Annotated in this window: 20 protein-coding genes; 11 read left to right on the top strand and 9 right to left on the bottom strand. The window is 62.5% G+C overall.

All coding sequences use genetic code 11. The features are described from left to right. The first annotated feature begins 57 nt into the window (after window positions 1-57). Genes MRBLPB4O_RS17930 through MRBLPB4O_RS17920 form a run of 3 tightly spaced genes read left to right on the top strand, consistent with a single transcriptional unit; the run spans window position 58 to window position 3,034 of the window. The gene (locus MRBLPB4O_RS17930) at window positions 58-1,218 is read left to right on the top strand and encodes an ATP-binding protein (protein WP_341796129.1); all 1,161 of its coding nucleotides are present in this window, start codon (window positions 58-60) and stop codon (window positions 1,216-1,218) included. A 5-nt stretch (window positions 1,219-1,223) separates the two neighbouring features. Continuing rightward, window positions 1,224-2,669: an ATPase domain-containing protein gene (locus MRBLPB4O_RS17925; RefSeq protein ID WP_341796128.1), complete on the top strand. Its 1,446-nt coding sequence runs from the start codon at window positions 1,224-1,226 to the stop codon at window positions 2,667-2,669. An 11-nt stretch (window positions 2,670-2,680) separates the two neighbouring features. After that, entirely contained in the window at window positions 2,681-3,034 is a 354-nt protein-coding gene (locus tag MRBLPB4O_RS17920; protein WP_016498954.1) for a response regulator, read from the top strand. 43 nt (window positions 3,035-3,077) lie between these two features. On the opposite strand, the gene csrA is transcribed toward MRBLPB4O_RS17920, so the two are convergent. The 8 genes from csrA to MRBLPB4O_RS17880 all read right to left on the bottom strand — a co-directional run bounded on the left by csrA (window position 3,078) and on the right by MRBLPB4O_RS17880 (window position 8,901). After that, complete coding sequence (csrA, locus tag MRBLPB4O_RS17915) at window positions 3,078-3,275, bottom strand: carbon storage regulator CsrA (RefSeq protein ID WP_004375914.1); 198 nt, start codon at window positions 3,273-3,275, stop codon at window positions 3,078-3,080. A 253-nt stretch (window positions 3,276-3,528) separates the two neighbouring features. Further along, the gene (locus MRBLPB4O_RS17910) at window positions 3,529-4,551 is read right to left on the bottom strand and encodes a DNA topoisomerase IB (RefSeq protein WP_341796127.1); all 1,023 of its coding nucleotides are present in this window, start codon (window positions 4,549-4,551) and stop codon (window positions 3,529-3,531) included. Window positions 4,552-4,608: 57 nt separating this feature from the next. Next, the gene (gene modC / locus MRBLPB4O_RS17905; RefSeq protein WP_341796126.1) at window positions 4,609-5,700 is read right to left on the bottom strand and encodes a molybdenum ABC transporter ATP-binding protein; all 1,092 of its coding nucleotides are present in this window, start codon (window positions 5,698-5,700) and stop codon (window positions 4,609-4,611) included. Window position 5,701: 1 nt separating this feature from the next. Then, the gene (gene modB, locus MRBLPB4O_RS17900; protein WP_016487935.1) at window positions 5,702-6,382 is read right to left on the bottom strand and encodes a molybdate ABC transporter permease subunit; all 681 of its coding nucleotides are present in this window, start codon (window positions 6,380-6,382) and stop codon (window positions 5,702-5,704) included. Next, window positions 6,382-7,140 carry a molybdate ABC transporter substrate-binding protein gene (gene modA / locus MRBLPB4O_RS17895; protein WP_341796125.1) on the bottom strand — a complete coding sequence of 253 codons (759 nt, stop codon included), beginning with the start codon at window positions 7,138-7,140 and terminating at the stop codon, window positions 6,382-6,384. The genes modB and modA overlap by 1 nt, the downstream gene beginning before the upstream one ends. Window positions 7,141-7,320: 180 nt before the next feature. Next, a complete protein-coding gene (locus MRBLPB4O_RS17890; protein WP_341796124.1) occupies window positions 7,321-8,397 on the bottom strand; it encodes a nitronate monooxygenase family protein in 1,077 nt (358 codons plus the stop codon). 23 nt (window positions 8,398-8,420) lie between these two features. Next, complete coding sequence (locus tag MRBLPB4O_RS17885; protein ID WP_095115567.1) at window positions 8,421-8,591, bottom strand: hypothetical protein; 171 nt, start codon at window positions 8,589-8,591, stop codon at window positions 8,421-8,423. A 7-nt stretch (window positions 8,592-8,598) separates the two neighbouring features. Next, on the bottom strand, window positions 8,599-8,901 hold the full coding sequence (locus tag MRBLPB4O_RS17880; protein WP_016487931.1) for a DUF1883 domain-containing protein: 303 nt from the start codon (window positions 8,899-8,901) through the stop codon (window positions 8,599-8,601). 160 nt (window positions 8,902-9,061) lie between these two features. Here MRBLPB4O_RS17880 and MRBLPB4O_RS17875 point away from each other — a divergent pair, with 160 nt between their 5' ends. The 8 genes from MRBLPB4O_RS17875 (at window position 9,062) to MRBLPB4O_RS17840 (ending at window position 16,531) form a co-directional block, all read left to right on the top strand. After that, window positions 9,062-9,424 carry a hypothetical protein gene (locus MRBLPB4O_RS17875; RefSeq protein WP_016498960.1) on the top strand — a complete coding sequence of 121 codons (363 nt, stop codon included), beginning with the start codon at window positions 9,062-9,064 and terminating at the stop codon, window positions 9,422-9,424. A gap of 77 nt (window positions 9,425-9,501) precedes the next feature. After that, window positions 9,502-10,152, top strand: coding sequence for a c-type cytochrome (locus tag MRBLPB4O_RS17870; protein ID WP_197899599.1), 651 nt, complete (start codon window positions 9,502-9,504; stop codon window positions 10,150-10,152). Continuing rightward, window positions 10,149-11,063 carry a c-type cytochrome gene (locus MRBLPB4O_RS17865; RefSeq protein ID WP_258653199.1) on the top strand — a complete coding sequence of 305 codons (915 nt, stop codon included), beginning with the start codon at window positions 10,149-10,151 and terminating at the stop codon, window positions 11,061-11,063. The genes MRBLPB4O_RS17870 and MRBLPB4O_RS17865 overlap by 4 nt, the downstream gene beginning before the upstream one ends. Before the next feature lie 297 nt (window positions 11,064-11,360). Further along, the gene (gene galU, locus MRBLPB4O_RS17860) at window positions 11,361-12,200 is read left to right on the top strand and encodes a UTP--glucose-1-phosphate uridylyltransferase GalU (RefSeq protein WP_016487927.1); all 840 of its coding nucleotides are present in this window, start codon (window positions 11,361-11,363) and stop codon (window positions 12,198-12,200) included. 97 nt (window positions 12,201-12,297) lie between these two features. Continuing rightward, the gene (gorA, locus tag MRBLPB4O_RS17855) at window positions 12,298-13,653 is read left to right on the top strand and encodes a glutathione-disulfide reductase (protein WP_341796123.1); all 1,356 of its coding nucleotides are present in this window, start codon (window positions 12,298-12,300) and stop codon (window positions 13,651-13,653) included. A 268-nt stretch (window positions 13,654-13,921) separates the two neighbouring features. Then, window positions 13,922-14,485 (top strand): alkyl hydroperoxide reductase subunit C, encoded by a 564-nt coding sequence (gene ahpC / locus MRBLPB4O_RS17850; protein ID WP_004375926.1) that lies wholly within the window; start codon window positions 13,922-13,924, stop codon window positions 14,483-14,485. A 126-nt stretch (window positions 14,486-14,611) separates the two neighbouring features. Next, window positions 14,612-16,174: an alkyl hydroperoxide reductase subunit F gene (gene ahpF / locus MRBLPB4O_RS17845; protein ID WP_341796122.1), complete on the top strand. Its 1,563-nt coding sequence runs from the start codon at window positions 14,612-14,614 to the stop codon at window positions 16,172-16,174. Window positions 16,175-16,342: 168 nt separating this feature from the next. Next, window positions 16,343-16,531: a hypothetical protein gene (locus MRBLPB4O_RS17840; RefSeq protein ID WP_016498965.1), complete on the top strand. Its 189-nt coding sequence runs from the start codon at window positions 16,343-16,345 to the stop codon at window positions 16,529-16,531. A 4-nt stretch (window positions 16,532-16,535) separates the two neighbouring features. Here MRBLPB4O_RS17840 and MRBLPB4O_RS17835 read toward each other — a convergent pair whose 3' ends face one another. Beyond that, window positions 16,536-17,183, bottom strand: a complete 648-nt coding sequence (locus MRBLPB4O_RS17835; RefSeq protein ID WP_197899266.1) for a DUF480 domain-containing protein — start codon at window positions 17,181-17,183, stop codon at window positions 16,536-16,538. Window positions 17,184-17,185: the final 2 nt, after the last annotated feature.

The following is a 17,185-nucleotide window of genomic DNA, read 5'->3' as shown; positions in this document are numbered from 1 at the left end:
GGCGGTTACCCTCGGCTAAGCTCACATCGTCCCTCCTGCTGTGCCAGTGGAGTTTTCATGGTTTCAGCTGACTGTCTCGATCACCCCGCCATACCTGCCGAGCGCTATGAACAGCTGGTGCAGTCGGTGGTGGATTACGCCATCTATATGCTCGACCCGACCGGCCATGTGGTGTCGTGGAATGCCGGCGCGCAACGGATCAAGGGCTACCGCGCCGATGAAGTGATCGGCCAGCATTTCTCGCTATTCTTCACCCCCCAGGATTGTGCCGACGGCCGCCCCGAGCGCTTGCTGCGCCAGGCGCTGGAGCAGGGTGTGGCGCAGGATGAGGGCTGGCGGGTGCGCAATGATGGTACACAGTTCTGGGCGCTGGCCGCGCTGGACGTGGTCCGCGATGACCAGGGCCAGATCATCGGCCTGGCCAAGGTCACGCGAGACATCACCGACCGTCGCGAGTCGGCGATGCAGCTCGATGCCGTGCGCGCCCAGCTGTTCCAGGCGCAGAAGCTGGAAGCCTTGGGCCAATTGACCGGGGGGCTGGCGCATGACTTCAACAACATGCTGACCATCATCATCAGCTCGGCGCGCCTGGCGCTGGCCAGCCAGGACCCGGCGCGTATCCAGCGCATGCTGCAGCACATTCTCGATGCGGGGCAGCGGGGCACCGAACTGACCCAGCAGCTGCTCAGCTTTGCCCGTCACCGCCGGCTCGATGTGGCGTGCGTCGCACCGCAAGACCTTGTCGCCGCCACCCGTGGCCTGTTGGAGCACGCACTGCCCAGCTCGATTGAACTGCAGGTGCAGTTGCAAGCGGGCTTGCCGTTGATCGAAGTGGATGCCGGGCAGTTGCAGATGGTGCTCCTGAACCTGCTGTTCAATGCCCGCGATGCCATCGCCGGGGAGGGCCGGATAGGCCTGACGGCCGAGGTGGTCGAGTTGGCGGGCGAGGTGGAAGGGCTGCAAGGCAGCTTCGTGCGCTTTGTGGTGGAAGACAGCGGCGAAGGGATTGCACCAGAAGTATTGCCGCGCATCTTCGAGCCATTCTTCACCACCAAGCAGTTTGGCAAGGGCACTGGCCTGGGCCTTAGCCAGGTGTATGGTTTTGCCAGGCAGAGCGGTGGCGCCATTTGTGTCGCCAGTGAGCTCGGCCATGGAACTTCCATGCAGCTTTACTTGCCAACGTATCAGGACAAGACCAACAGCCCACTCGACAGGTAAGCATCATGGCGCAGGCACTCAGGCGGTTGGTGACAGGTATCGAAGGGCTCGATGCGCTGCTAAAGGGCGGCCTGGTAGCCGGCGCCTCCTACATCATTCAAGGCCCGCCGGGTGCCGGCAAGACCATCCTGGCCAATCAGTTGGCCTGCGGGCACGTGCGTACGGGCGGCCGGGTGCTGGTGGCCACCTTGCTGAGCGAATCGCATGAACGGCTGTTCCAGTACCTGTCCACCATGGACTTTTTTGACCCGACGCTGGTCGGCGACCAGATCCAGTTCGTCAGTGCCTTCGACACCCTTGAGCAGGAAGGGCTGGATGCCGTGGTGCGGCTGCTGCGCCAGGAAATCGCTCGGCAGCAGGCCAGCCTGTTGATTGTCGATGGTGTGCTCAATGCCCGGGTGCGCGCCGAAACCGCGCTGGATACCAAGAAGTTTGTCTCCGAGCTGCAGGGGCATGCGGCCTTTGCCGGCTGCACCGTGCTGCTGCTCACCAGCGCACGGCTGGACGAGGGCAGCCCGGAGCACACCATGGTCGATGGGGTGATCGAGCTGGGTGAGCAACTGGTAGGCAGCCGCGCCGTGCGCCATATCCAGTTGCGCAAGACTCGCGGCAGTGGGGCGTTGTCGGGGCGCCACGAATGCCTTATCGATGAAAGCGGCATGCACGTCTACCCGCGCCTGGAGGCGTTGTTCAGCCACCCCAGCCAGATGGGCAGCGCCACCCCGGCGCGCATCGGCAGCGGTGTGCCATCCCTCGATGAGATGCTCGATGGTGGCTTGGCCATGGGTTCGGTGAGTCTGTTGATCGGGCCGTCGGGTATCGGCAAGACTTCACTGGGGCTGGCCTTTCTTGGCGCCAGCACCAAGCAGGCACCGGGGCTGCACTTCGGCTTTTACGAAACGCCCGACCGCCTGCGCAACAAGGCCGCATCGCTGGGTTACGACTTTGCAGCCATGGAGCAGGAAGGTAGCCTGCAGTTGTGCTGGCAACCGACTACCGAGGGGCTGCTGGACCAGATCGGTGCGCGCCTGCTTGAGCGTGTCGAGGCCCATGGCAGCAAACGCGTGTTGATTGACAGCCTCGGGGCGTTCAGTCGCCTCGCTGTCGACCCGACGCGGCTCAATGCGTTTTTCCGTGCCATCGCTGGCGAGCTGCGTGCGCGTGATGTGAGCGTGATGCTGACCTGGGAAATGCGCGACATCTTCGGCGCGGAAATCAGTGCCCCGGCCCCGGACCTGTCGAGCATTGTCGACAACCTGATGCTGATGCGCTTCGTCGAGCTGGATTCGCAGCTGCGACGCATGGTGTCGATCCTCAAGGTGCGTGACAGTCACCATGACCCTGCCTTGCACGAGCTGTTGATCGGGCCGCAGGGCATTACCTTGCGCAGGGCATTCGAAGGTGCATGCGGTGTGCTCTCGGGTACGCCGATACCGCAGGGGAGCGGGTGACGGATGAGCCAATGAACACCATCCTGATCGTCGATGACGAATACCTGATTGCCGATATCCTCGGTTTTGCGCTGGAGGACGAAGGCTATCTGGTGGAAAAGGCGAGCAACGGCAGCAAGGCGCTGGAGGCGTTGAGGGAGAAACGCGTTGAGCTGGTGATTACCGACTACATGATGCCTCTGCTCAACGGTGAGGAACTGGTTCGTGCCATGCGCGAAGACCCGACGCTGTGCGAGTTGCCGGTCATTCTGATGAGCGGCGCGCAGGCCAGCCAAGGATGCCCGGCCCTGTTCGCCGCAATATTCGACAAGCCGTTCGACATGGACGAGATGATCGCCAAGGTGCGTCAGCTACTGGGCACCTGAGGCTGGCGGTCGAGCGCGTCCTTGCACGCTGGAGAGGGTAGGCTCAGTGTGAGTCGTCGTGCTTTTCCGGGGCGGGGCTACCGGCCTGGATGCGTTTGAAAATTTCTTCGCGATGGACCTGGACATCTTTCGGTGCATCGATCCCGATCCTCACCTGCATCCCTTTGACGCCTAGAATGGTGACTTTGATGTCATCGTTGATGACGATGCTTTCGCCAACCTTGCGGGTGAGTATCAGCATGTAGTTCTCCTTGGTGATGTAAAAAACCGCTGGGCCAGTTGCCGCGGCGGTGGGAGCGTATCCCTCTTCCTTCTCATTAAAGACGCTTTCGGCGGATAGTAATTCCCCGACAGACAAATTCTGTTGCGTATCTTCAGTTGCAGGTGCCGAAACAAACCGCCAGCGGTTTGTCGGCCAAGGTGCTCGATGGCAAGAATAGGGGGCTTGGTGGCCAATGGGAAATTTCTTCGCATCATCGCCTGAATAGACAGGCTTAATGGCCATCCTGTTCCTCAAGTGCCTGAAGAAATAGCAACAAGGCCACTTCTTCAGGGTCCAGGCCTTTGCGCATACGGCGCTTCGGCAAGTTGCCCAGTCGCCCCTGGGCATAGTGTTCAAGTACGGCCGGGTGAATGTAGCAGCGCCTGCAGACTGCGGGCGTGTTGCCCAGCCGTGTAGCCACCTGGCGGACGATGGCAGCGACCTGGCGCTTTGCCTCGGTCTCGGGCTCCCAGGCCAAGGGCCTGAGCAGGTTCAGGGCCAGGCTGCTGCCGGCCCAGGTGCGGTAGTCCTTGGCAGTGAAGTCGGCGCCGGTCAGCTCCTGCAGGAACTGGTTGACCTCGCTGGAGCCGATGCTGTGGCGCTGGCCGTTTTCATCCAGGTACTGGAACAGCGCTTGGCCAGGCAGTTCCATGCAGCGTTTGAGCAGGTTGGCCAAGCGCCGGTCGGTGAGGGTGACGTCGTGCTCGACACCCCGCTTGCCGCGGAACTGGAAACGGATGCTGCTGCCCTTGACCTGAACATGGCGGTTGCGCAGGGTGGTCAGCCCGTAGGACTGGTTGTCGCGCAGGTAGCGCTGGTTGCCTATGCGGATCAGGGTGTGGTCCAGCAAGCTCACGACCAATGCCATGACCTTTTCCCGGTCCAGGCCTGGCCGTGCCAGGTGGGTTTCCAGTTGCGCGCGCAGTTTTGGCAAGGCCTCAGCGAAGGCCAGCATGCGCCCGTACTTGTGCTGGTCGCGCAGTTCGCGCCACTGCGTGTGGTAGCGGTACTGCTTGCGGCCACGGGCATCGCGACCGGTTGCCTGCAAGTGGCCCTGCGGGTCGGTGCAGATCCACACATCTGTATAGGCAGGCGGAATCACCAACGCGGCTATGCGCGCAAGGGTGGCGCTGTCGCGCACCCGCTGGCCATCGGCATCCAGGTAAATGAAGCGGTCGCGCCAGCGTCGCCGGGTCAGGCCCGGCTGGCTGTCGTCAACGTAGTGCAAGCTGCGCGGCAGGGGGCAGTCGAGCATGGCGGGCAGGCCTCGATCAGGTCATTGATCAATGGACAACACCCGCGCGCAGGATGCTCAGCCCAGTAACGCCACCGACTTTATCTGGGCGAACAGCAGTTGGCCCGGGTGCAGGCCGAGCTGGTCTGCCGAGAAGCGCGTGATGCGCGCGAGTAAGGCATTGCCGCCGGCATCCAGGCTGACCAGCACATGGGCTGGGTTGTCGGCCGGGCGGCTTTCGCGCACCTGTACCGGCAGGCGGTTGAGGATGCTCGATGTGCTGTCGGCCGCCAGCGCCAGGCTGACGTCACGGGCCTGCACCTTGACGCGCAAGGTGCTGCCCATCACGTGGGCCGGGTGGGCGATGCGCAGCACCGGCCCTGAGCCGCCGGGCAGGCGCAGGTCGAGCAGGTCGTAGTGCGGGTCGTGGCCGACCACCAGGCCTTCGAACACCACGCCAGCGTCCTCGCCCTGGGCCAGCGACAGGTCGAGGCGGGCCAGGGTTTCGCCAATCGGGCCGCTGGCGACCACCAGGCCTTGCTCCAGCAACACCAGGTGGTCGGCCAGCCGCGCCACTTCATCCTGGGCGTGGCTGACATACACCAGCGGAATGTCCAGTTCATCGTGCAGGCGCTCAAGGTAAGGCAGGATCTCACGCTTGCGCGGCCCGTCGAGGGCCGCCAGCGGCTCGTCCATCAACAGCAGGCGTGGGCTGCTGAGCAGGGCACGGGCAATGCCCACCCGCTGCGCCTCGCCGCCAGACAACGTCGCGGGGCGGCGTTCCAGCAAGTGGCCGATGCCCAGCAACTGGCAGGCCTGGTCCAGGCTCACCTTGCGTTCAGCCGCCGCCACCCGGCGCCAGCCGAATTCGAGGTTGCCGCGCACCGACAGGTGCGGGAACAGGCTGGCCTCCTGGAACACGTAGCCCACCGGCCGCAGGTGCGGGGCCTGGAAGTAGCCGCGGGCGGTGTCTTCCCAGACTTCGCCGTTAACCTCGATGTAGGCGCTGGCGGCCCGTTCCAGGCCGGCCAGGCAGCGAAGGCAGCTGGTCTTGCCGGAGCCCGAGTGGCCGAACAGCGCGCTGACGCCGCGCCCGGGCAGGTGCAGGTCAACGTCCAGGGTAAAGTCGTCGCGCGCCAGGTTCAGGCGCGCCACTATCGATGCGGTCATTTTAGCTCCAGCCAGCTTTGCCGCGGCGTCCGGCGTACAGCAGGAGCAGCACCAGGAAGGAAAACACCAGCATGGCACCGGCCAGCCAGTGGGCTTGCGAATACTCCATGGCCTCGACGTGATCGAAGATTTGCACCGAGACCACGCGGGTCTTGTCGGGGATGTTGCCACCGATCATCAGCACCACGCCAAATTCGCCAACGGTATGGGCGAAGCCAAGGATGCTGGCGGTGACGAAACCGGGGCGGGCCAGCGGCAGCACCACATGAACGAAGGTGTCCCATGGGCTGGCGCGCAAAGTGGCGGCGACTTCCAGCGGGCGCTGGCCGATCGCGCCAAATGCATTCTGCAGCGGCTGCACCACGAATGGCATGGAATACACCGTCGAACCGATCACCAGGCCCGTGAAGCTGAACACCACGCTGCCCAGGCCCAGCGCCTGGGTAGCCTGGCCGAGCCAGCCGTGCGGCCCGAGGGCGATCAGCAGGTAAAAGCCGATCACCGTGGGTGGCAATACCAGCGGCAGAGCAACCACCGCGCCTACCGGCCCGCGTAGCCATGAGCGCGTACGCGCCAGCCACCAGGCGATGGGGGTGCCGATAACCAGCAGGATCAGGGTGGTCAGGCTGGCCAGTTTGACGGTCAGCCAGATTGCACCCAGGTCACTGGCGTCCAGTGGCATCAGAGTTCATAGCCGTAGGACTTGATCACCGCAGCGGCTTTCGGGCCTTTGAGGTATTCGACCAGAGCCTTGGCGGCCGCATTGTCCTTGCCTTTGTTGAGGATCACCGCGTCCTGGCGGATTGGGTCGTGCAGGTTGGACGGCACGATCCAGGCGGAGCCGTTGGTTACCTGGCCGTCCTTGTAGATCTGCGACAGGGCGACGAAGCCCAGCTCGGCATTGCCGGTGGAGACGAACTGGAAGGCCTGGGTGATGTTCTGGCCTTCGACGATCTTGCCTGTGGTGGCTTCGGTGAGCTTCAGCTTGTCCAGCACCTGGGTGGCGGCCAGGCCGTAAGGTGCCGCTTTCGGGTTGGCGATGGACAGGTGTTTGTAATCGTTTTTCTTCAGTACGTCACCCTTGGCATCTACGTAGCCTTCCTTTGCCGACCACAGGGCCAGGGTGCCGATGGCGTAGGTGAAGCGCGACCCAGGGACGATTTCCTTTTCTTCTTCAAGCTTCTTCGGGGTGCTGTCGTCAGCGGCGAGGAACACTTCGAACGGTGCGCCGTTCTTGATCTGTGCGTAGAACTGCCCAGTGGCGCCGTAGGCTGCGACCAGTTTGTGGCCGGTGTCTTTTTCAAAGTCTTTTGCGATGGCCTGGATCGGGGCTGTGAAGTTGGCTGCGACCGCGACCTGAACCTCATCGGCCCAGGCAGTGTTGAAGGCGAACAGGGTGGCCAAGGCGGTGACGGCCAGGTGGGATAGGCGGATACGCATGAAGACAGCTCCTTGGGGTTATCGTTATGTGCTGAACTATATAGCGATAGGCCATTTGCCGGGAAGGGGCTGGGTGATGCATTTGCAGGCTCGGCCTCTTCGCAGCACAAGGCTGCTCCTACAGGCGCCTATAGGAGCAGCCTTGTGCTGCGAAGAGGCCGAGCCTGTATATGAAGATGCCTAACGATTAACCAGGGCCAGTGCCTTTTCGGCAATATCCCGGGTCAGCTCCCCCGCAGGCACGTGCCGCCCCAGCCGCAACGCCTGCCCTGACCACAGGTTACTGAAGTCACTGTTACCTTGCGGATCGGTGATCGCCCGCAATGGCATCAATGCTCCACCCGCCAGCGGGAAGCACGGTGCCAGGTCGCTCATCGGCCCCAGCTCGCGCATGATGCGGTTGTTGATGCCGCGCGCCGGGCGGCCGGTAAACAGGTTGGTCAACGCCGTGTCGCTCGCGGGCGCGCTGTCCAGCGCCAGGCGATGCGCCGACGAAACCTTGGCCTCGGGGCAGAACAGGTAAGCCGTGCCGATCTGCACTGCCGAAGCGCCCAGTGCCAGCGCCGCCACCAGGCCACGGTGGTCGCCGATACCGCCTGCGGCAATCACCGGCACGCTGACCGCGTCCACCACCTGCGGCACAAGGGCGAAGGTGCCGATCTGGCTGGTAATGTCGTCGCTGAGGAACATGCCCCGATGGCCGCCGGCTTCATACCCCATGGCGATGATCGCGTCACAGCCATTGCGTTCCAGCCAAACCGCTTCTTCTACCGTAGTGGCGCTGGACAGTACCTTGGCACCACTGGCCTTCACCCGTTGCAGCAGGTCAGCCTTGGGCAGGCCGAAGTGGAAGCTCACCACCTCCGGGCGCAGTTGCTCGATCAGCTGGCAGCTTTGTTCGTCGAACGGCGCACGGTTGGACACTGGCGTGGGGGCCGTGAAATCAGCACCCGTTTCGTTGTAATAAGGCTTAAGGGCCTGCTTCCAGCGGGCATCGCGCTCGGCATCGGGCGCTGGCGGTTGGTGGCAGAAGAAGTTCAGGTTCAGCGGGCGGCCCGGGCAAGCGTTTCGAAAGGCTGCAATCTCGCCCCGTACTTGTTCGCCTGTGAGCATGGCGCAGGGCAGGGCGCCAAGCCCTCCGGCGTTGGCCACGGCGATGGCCATCGCCGACCCGCTGGCACCGGCCATGGGCGCCTGGAGGATAGGCAACTCGATGCCCAGCAGATCGAGGATACGACGGTCGGGCCAGTTGCTCATGCAGTTCTCCTTGGCGCGCAGCCTTACAGTGCCTTGCTCACCTGAATGTCGCTGATCTTGTCGGCGTCGTCGCCGTGGATCTTGCGCAGGGCATCGAGTGCCTGTTCCTGCGACGCGTCGGGCATGACGGCGAAATCCCAGCGGCGCTCGCCGTCGAGCTTGTATTTGATGACGTACTTGATGTTCTGGGTCATGGCAGTCTTATCTGAGTTTCGACGAAGAGCGACGGATGATCTTGATCTTGTGGCTCAAGGTGGGCTTGCGTGTTACCGAGATCGGGCGGGTGGTCACGGTGTCGATGGTGATGTTCCAGAAGCCGGTGCTGGGTACCGTGATTTTGGCCGGGAAGTCAACGAACTGGCCGCCATGGTAGGTGTGACGGCCGCCGTTCTTGAAGCTGCGGAAGTTGGCGTCGTTCATCAGGCGGATGTTGCAGCGCTGGGAGCATTCGATAACGACGATGTCGTCCTCGTTGAGGTGCTCGCGCTGGTGTACGAATTTCATGTGATGCTCCGCAAGGTTTGGATCTGTAAAGGCAAAAGATACCACGATGTGCCGTTACACTGGCGCGCTCGATGGCCAGGCCCCGATAAATCTGCCAATGCAGGGAGCAAAACCGCCTGGCTGCGGTCGAACAGGATTCTTGAAGGCTGAGGTGCTCTAAATGAAGTGGATGGTGGCGGTGGTGTCTGTGGCGGCGCTGGGCGGTTGTGTCAGCGTTTCGGAGCTGGAGCAATCGCACGAAACGCTGGATGTGATTTCTGGCAAGACCCCGCGTGAATATGCCGACTGCATCAAGCAGAAGCTGGCCGATACGCGCGATCCGCTGGTGGAAGAGCCGCGTGGTGACGGCCTGCGCCTGATCGTGCCGCAGAAGATCAGCTCGGGGGTAGGGCCGGCGGCACTGGTGGACATCGACAAGCGAGGCAGCGGCAGCAGCATCAAGCTGCGTGAGCGGCTGAACAACTTCCCCCTGCGCCTGGGCGATGTGCGCACCGCGGCCACCCAATGCATCTCCGGGCATTGATCTGAGGCAACGGACCTTCCTGTCTTTGCTTATATGTTTTAAGCCTAAACATATAACAAAAGAAAGGGAGATTCGTGATGACACCGTTGAGACGCGTCGTGATCGGCAGCCTGCTGATCCTGGCCTGGCCCATGGCGCATGCCGCCGATGGCCAGAAAGTCTTCACCCAGGGTGGGGCAAACCCCGCTGCCATGGCTTGCCTCGGGTGCCATGGCCCCGACGGCAAGGGCATTGCCGCCGCCGGCTTTCCGCGCTTGGCCGGGCTACCGGCTGGTTACCTCAGCAAGCAACTGCATGACTGGCGCAATGGCAGCCGCAAGCAGCCGGTGATGGAACCGCTCGCCAAGGCCTTGAGCGAAGATGAAATCAAGGCGGTGAGTGCCTACCTGGCCAGCTTGCCGGCAGACCCCGCCGGCAACCTGTGGCGCCAGCAGATTGCCGATGACCCGACCACCCGCATGGCCCTGTACGGCGACTGGAACCGGCAGATACCGGGCTGCGTGCAATGCCATGGCCCTGGCGGCGGCGGGGTTGGCGAACACTTCCCGCCTTTGGCCGGCCAGCCTGCCAGTTACCTGGTGGCGCAGCTCAATGCCTGGCGCGACGGCAGCCGCAGTAATGACCCCAACCAGCTGATGGTCGGCGTGGCCAAGGCCATGACCGATGACGAGATCAAGGCTGTCGCCGAGTTCTTCGCCCGCTCCGCCAGCCAGGAGGTCACGCCATGAAACCCTTGATTCCAGCCTTTTTACTGGTGGCCATGAGCAGCGCCCAGGCCGCCCCGATCGCCATGGAAGACCAGTCGCAGCTGAAGGTACCCGGCGTGCAGGCCGCGCCGCAGTTTGTGCCGCCCGCCGAAAGCGAGTTGCCCGACAATGCCTTTGGCAAGATGGTGCGTGAGGGCCATGCCCTGTTCGTCGATACCCGCCGGCTGATGCCCGAGGCCGTAGGCAACGGCATGAATTGCAGTAACTGCCACCTCGACCAGGGGCGCCTGGCGCATTCCGCGCCGATGTGGGGCGCGTACCCGATGTACCCCGCGTACCGCAAGAAGAACGACAAGGTGAATACCTACGCAGAGCGCATCCAGGGGTGCTTCCAGTTCAGCATGAACGGCAAGCCACCTGCCGCCGATAGCCCGCAGATGACGGCACTGGCGACCTATGCGTACTGGCTGTCGACCAAGGCGCCCACTGGCGTGGAGATTGCCGGGCGTGGTTACCCGGAGGTGCCGCAGCCCGAGGGCGGCTATGACTTCAAGCGGGGCCAGCAGGTGTACGGCGAGCAATGCGCGATTTGCCATGGCGACAACGGCCAAGGGCAGAAGGTGGCCGGTGATTACGTGATGCCGCCGCTGTGGGGCAAGGACTCCTACAACTGGGGCGCTGGCATGCACCGCATCAACACGGCAGCGTCGTTCATCAAGTACAACATGCCGCTGGGCAAGCCGGGCAGCCTCAGCGATCAGCAGGCCTGGGACGTTGCCGCGTGGGTCAACCGCCATGAACGGCCGCAGGACCCGCGACTGGTGGAGGGCTCCATCGAGAAGACGCGGGTGAAGTTCCATGCCAATGACGGCGTGAACCTGTATGGTCAGAAGGTAGATGGGGTGCTGATCGGGCAGGGCACCGGTAGCTGATGCAGCGCCTGTGCCGGCCTCTTCGCGGGTGACCCCGCTCCCACAGATCTGTGCAGAGCTCAAGCCTGATGCGGTGCCTGTGGTAGCGGGTTTACCCGCGAAAGGGCCGGTACAGGCACCCTGATTTAGCTGTCATCCGCCCGTCATGTATGACGGTAATATTTACGATCCCCCGGAACTATCTACACTGGGTTATCTCTATGATGGCATCGGTCGCTATCAGGGGCATTGTAAGGTAAGTGCCGCCTGATTAGACTGCGCCGAATTCCACAGGCCTAGCCTTTGTTAAGGACGTATATGATCAAAAAATGCTTGTTCCCGGCGGCCGGCTACGGCACTCGCTTCCTGCCCGCTACCAAAGCCATGCCCAAGGAAATGCTGCCGGTGGTCAACAAGCCACTGATCCAGTATGGCGTTGAAGAAGCATTGGACGCCGGTCTGAACGAAATCTCCATCGTGACCGGTCGCGGCAAGCGCGCCCTGGAAGACCACTTCGACATCAGCTACGAGCTGGAAAACCAGATCAAGGGCACCGACAAGGAAAAATACCTGGTGGGTATCCGTCGCCTGCTCGACGAGTGCTCGTTCTCCTACACCCGCCAGACCGAAATGAAAGGCCTGGGCCACGCGATTCTCACCGGCCGCCCGCTGATTGGCGACGAGCCGTTTGCAGTGGTGCTGGCGGACGACCTGTGCGTCAACCTTGACGGTGACGGTGTGCTGGCGCAGATGGTCAAGCTGTTCAAGCAATACCGCTGCTCGATCGTCGCGATCCAGGAAGTGGACCCGCAGGAAACCAACAAATATGGCGTCATCGCCGGCGAAGAGATCCGTGACGGTATATTCCGTGTCGACTCGATGGTCGAGAAGCCCAAGCCTGAAGATGCGCCGTCGAACCTGGCCATCATCGGCCGCTACATCCTGACCCCGGATATCTTCGAGAAGATCGAGCAGACCGAGCCGGGCAAGGGTGGCGAGATCCAGATCACCGACGCGCTGATGAAGCAAGCGGCCGAAGGTAACGTGATTGCCTACAAGTTCAAGGGCAAGCGTTTCGACTGCGGTGGTGCCGAAGGCTACATCGAGGCGACCAACTTCTGCTTCGAGAACTTCTACAAGGCTGGCAAGGCTTACTGATTGGCCCAGCTGGTACGAGAGCCACCCTTCGGGGTGGCTTTTTTGTTTGCGGCGGCCAACGGCGTTATGCTGGGCGCCTGCCTAGGAGAGTGAATACATGGCCTACGATTTTGATCTGTTCGTGATTGGTGCCGGGTCCGGCGGTGTGCGCGCAGCGCGCTTTGCCGCGGGCTTTGGCGCGAAAGTGGCGGTGGCCGAAAGCCGCTACCTGGGGGGGACCTGCGTCAACGTCGGCTGCGTGCCGAAAAAGCTGCTGGTGTACGGCGCGCATGTCGCGGACGAACTGGAACAAGCCGCAGGTTTCGGCTGGACCCTGGAAGAAGGGCACTTCGACTGGGGCACCCTGATTGCCAACAAGAACCGCGAAATCGAGCGCCTCAACGGCATCTACCGCAACCTGCTGGTCAACAGCGGCGTCACCCTGCTGCAAGGCCACGCACGCCTGACCGGCGCCAATGAAGTGGAGGTGGAAGGCCAGCGCTACACCGCCGAGCACATCCTCATCGCGACCGGTGGCTGGCCGCAGATCCCGGACATCCCGGGCAAGGAACTGGCGATCACCTCCAACGAAGCCTTCTACCTCAAGGACCTGCCTCGTCGGGTGCTGGTAGTGGGTGGAGGTTATATCGCCGTCGAGTTCGCTGGCATCTTCCAGGGCCTGGGGGCCGACACCACGCTGCTGTACCGTGGCGACCTGTTCCTGCGCGGCTTCGATGGCTCGGTGCGCACACACCTGAAGGAAGAACTGGAAAAGCGCGGCCTCGACCTGCAGTTCAATGCCGATATCCAGCGTATCGACAAGCTTGAAGATGGCAGCCTCAAGGCCACCCTCAAGGACGGCCGCGAGCTGGTTGCAGACAGTGTGTTCTACGCCACAGGGCGGCGCCCGATGCTGGACAACCTGGGCCTGGAAAACACCGGCGTCGAGCTGGATGCGCGTGGTTACATTCGTGTCGACGAGCAGTACCAGACGACTGCGCCTTCGATCCTGGCCATTGGCGATGTGATCGGCCGTGTGCAGCTTACCCCGGTGGCCCTGGCCGAAGGCATGGCCGTGGCGCGGCGCCTGTTCAAGCCGGAGCAGTACCGCCCGGTGGACTACCAGAACATCCCGACGGCGGTGTTCAGCCAGCCGCCTATCGGTACTGTTGGCCTCACCGAGGAGCAGGCGCTGGAGGCCGGGCACAAGGTGCAGGTGTTCGAAAGCCGCTTCCGCGCCATGAAGCTGACCCTGACCGACATTCAGGAAAAGACCCTGATGAAATTGGTGGTGGATGCCGAGACTGACAAGGTGCTGGGGTGCCACATGGTTGGCCCTGACGCTGGCGAGATCATCCAGGGCCTGGGCATTGCCTTGAAAGCCGGTGCGACCAAGCAGCAATTCGACGAGACCATCGGCGTGCACCCGACGGCGGCCGAAGAGTTCGTGACCATGCGTACAGTCACTCGTTAATGCCACTGGCCTCATCGCCGGCAAGCCAGCGCCCACAGGTATTGCACAAGTCCATGGGCCTGCGCTGTACCTGCGGGAGCTGGCTTGCCGGCGATGGGGCCAATGAATGCAGCGCAATCCTTTGCTCAGCCCATTCCCTTCTATTAATTAACCCGGGTTATAGCCAAAACCAATCACAAGCATGAGCTTTGCCAATGAGCCTTCGGCGGGATGATTAGTTAGGATTCTATCCATCAACTGATTCCAACCCCATGAAGGAGCGTCTCTCATGCCAATCATCAACAGCCAAGTCAAACCGTTCAACGCCACCGCCTATCACAAGGGCGAGTTCGTCCAGGTCAGCGAAGCCGACCTGAAAGGCAAGTGGTCTGTCGTGTTCTTCTACCCGGCTGACTTCACCTTCGTCTGCCCGACCGAGCTGGGTGACCTTGCCGACAACTACGCCGAGTTCCAGAAACTGGGTGTGGAAATCTACGGCGTGTCCACCGACACCCACTTCACCCACAAAGCCTGGCACGACACCTCGGACACCATCGGCAAGATCCAGTACCCGCTGATCGGTGACCCGACCCACGTCATTTCGCGCAACTTCGACGTGCTGATCGAAGAAGCCGGCCTGGCCGACCGCGGTACCTTCGTGATCAACCCGGAAGGCCAGATCAAGATCGTCGAACTGAACGACGGTGGTGTAGGCCGCGATGCTGCCGAACTGCTGCGTAAAGTGAAGGCTGCCCAGTACGTTGCCGCCCACCCAGGCGAAGTGTGCCCAGCCAAGTGGAAAGAAGGCGAAGCCACTCTGGCACCATCGCTGGACCTGGTAGGCAAGATCTAAGGTCATGCCCATAACGCGGGCGGTAAGCAGCCGCTAAAGCTGAAATACCTACCGCCCCGTCAAACGCCCGGGCGACATCGCCTGGGCGTTTTTGTATCCGAGTTTTGAAAAAAAGGAATCGCCCGTATGTTGGACGCCACGCTTAAATCGCAACTGAAAACCTACCTGGAGCGGGTCACCCAGCCGATCGAGATCGTAGCCTCCCTCGACGACGGCGCGAAGTCCCGCGAATTGCACGACCTGCTGGTGGAAATTGCCGGTTTGTCGAACCTCATTACCTTCAGCGCGGAGGGTACCGATGCCCGTCGCCCGTCGTTCTCGCTGAACCGCCCGGGTAGCGATATCAGCCTGCGCTTCGCCGGCATACCCATGGGCCACGAATTCACTTCGCTGGTGCTGGCGCTGCTGCAAGTCGGCGGCCACCCGTCCAAGGCCAGTGCCGAAGTGATCGAGCAGATCCAGGCGCTGGAAGGCGAGTTCACCTTCGAAACCTACTTCTCGCTGTCGTGCCAGAACTGCCCGGACGTGGTCCAGGCGCTGAACCTGATGGCAGTGCTCAACCCTAATGTGCGCCATGTGGCCATCGACGGTGCGCTGTTCCAGGACGAAGTGGAATCGCGCAAGATCATGGCGGTGCCAAGCATCTACCTGAATGGCGAAGTGTTCGGCCAGGGCCGCATGGGCCTGGAAGAAATCCTCGGCAAGATCGACACCAGTGCCGGTGCTCGCCAGGCCGAAAAGATCAACGCCAAGGACGCTTTCGATGTACTGGTGGTTGGTGGTGGCCCGGCCGGCGCGGCAGCGGCCATCTACGCCGCACGTAAAGGCATCCGCACCGGTGTTGCTGCCGAGCGCTTCGGCGGCCAGGTGCTCGATACCCTGGCCATCGAAAACTTCATCTCCGTGCAGGAAACCGAAGGGCCGAAACTGGCCACGGCACTGGAAGAACACGTCAAGCAATACGACGTGGACATCATGAACCTGCAGCGCGGCGAAGCGCTGATTCCGGCCACCGATGGCGGCCTGCATGAAGTACGCCTGGCCGGCGGTGCCTCGCTCAAGGCCAAGACTGTGATTCTGGCCACCGGTGCCCGCTGGCGCGAAATGAACGTGCCGGGCGAGCAGGAATACCGCGGCCGTGGCGTGGCCTACTGCCCGCACTGTGACGGCCCGCTGTTCAAAGGCAAGCGCGTGGCGGTGATCGGCGGCGGCAACTCGGGCGTGGAAGCGGCCATCGACCTCGCCGGCATCGTCGCCCAGGTGACGCTGATCGAATTCGACAGCCAGCTGCGTGCCGATGCAGTGTTGCAACGCAAGCTGCACAGCCTGCCGAACGTGAAAGTGATCACCAGCGCGCTGACCACCGAAGTGCTGGGCAATGGTGAGAAAGTGACCGGCCTGCGCTACAAGGATCGCACTACGGATGAAACGCACGACGTGGCGCTGGAAGGCATCTTCGTGCAGATCGGCCTGCTGCCGAACACTGATTGGCTGAAGGGTACCGTCGAGCTGTCGCCGCGTGGCGAGATCATCGTCGATGCCAAGGGCCAGACCAGCATCCCGGGCGTGTTTGCCGCCGGTGACGTGACTACCGTGCCGTACAAGCAGATCGTGATTGCTGTGGGTGAAGGGGCCAAGGCTTCGCTGGCAGCCTTCGATCACCTGATCCGTACTTCGGCTCCGGCATAAGCCTGTACCGGCCTCTTCGCGGCTAAAGCCGCTCCCACGGGTACTGCGCAGTTTTGAACACTGTGTAGATCCCTGTAGGAGCGGCTTTAGCCGCGAAAGGGCCGGTCCAGGAAAAGAAGAACCCGAGGGTGTCTATGATTAGTGCAGATCCCCTCAGGAATCACACTCATGACCCTGATCAGCCGCGAACCCTGGTGGTTAGTCCCCCCAAAGCCCGGTCAGCAAGAGCAGGACCTGCACTGGGGCTACCTGGAAATCTACGCCGACGGCCGCACCGTGTTCGTCGACCAGCGCCCCAGTGACCGGGAGCTGGCCGAACGCAAGAGCTGCCGCAACTTCCCCGACCGCGAGCCGTAAAGGCTCAGCCTTCCAGCTCGGCCAGGCGCGCCTCCAGCGCCGCGATGCGAGCTTCAAGGGCTTCGATGCGGTCTTCCGAGACACTGCCGCCACTGCTGCGCGCGCCACCTTCCTGCTGGCGTGCAGCGAGGATTACTTCGATTTCAGCCGGGTCGCCCAGGGCGTGGGTGTAGCGGTCTTCGCGCTGGCCGGCCTGGCGTGGCAGGTGTAATGCCAGACCGCGCGAGATCAGGCGCTCCAGTTGGTGCTGGATCTGCTCGGTGTCGTCGAAGTCGTGCAGGCGGTTGCTGCGGGTAAGCAGTTCGTTGAGGGTTTGCGGGCCACGCAGGAACATCAGGCCCATCAGTATCAGCTGCGCTGGCACCAGCTCCAGTGCCTTATCCACCCTTTGTTCCCAGCGGTCGGCACGGCTGCCCATCTGCAGGCGGGTCATGTCCTGCCCTTCAAGGGCGCGCAAGGCCTGGCCGACCTGGCCTTGGGTCAGGTTCATCACCGGCTCGCGGCTGGTCTTCTGGTTGCAGGCCAGGACCAGGGCATTGAGGGTGAGCGGGTAGCTTTCCGGGCTGGTGGCCTGCTTTTCGATCAGCGAACCGAGAATGCGGATCTCAACGCTGTTGAAGCGGCCTTCACCTGCGGTTTCGTGTTCTGACATGG

Source organism: Pseudomonas sp. LPB4.O (assembly GCF_038383825.1).
Lineage (GTDB): Bacteria > Pseudomonadota > Gammaproteobacteria > Pseudomonadales > Pseudomonadaceae > Aquipseudomonas > Aquipseudomonas putida.
The sequence above is the reverse complement of the archived record's forward strand: the minus strand, read 5'-3'. Positions and strand labels throughout refer to the sequence as shown.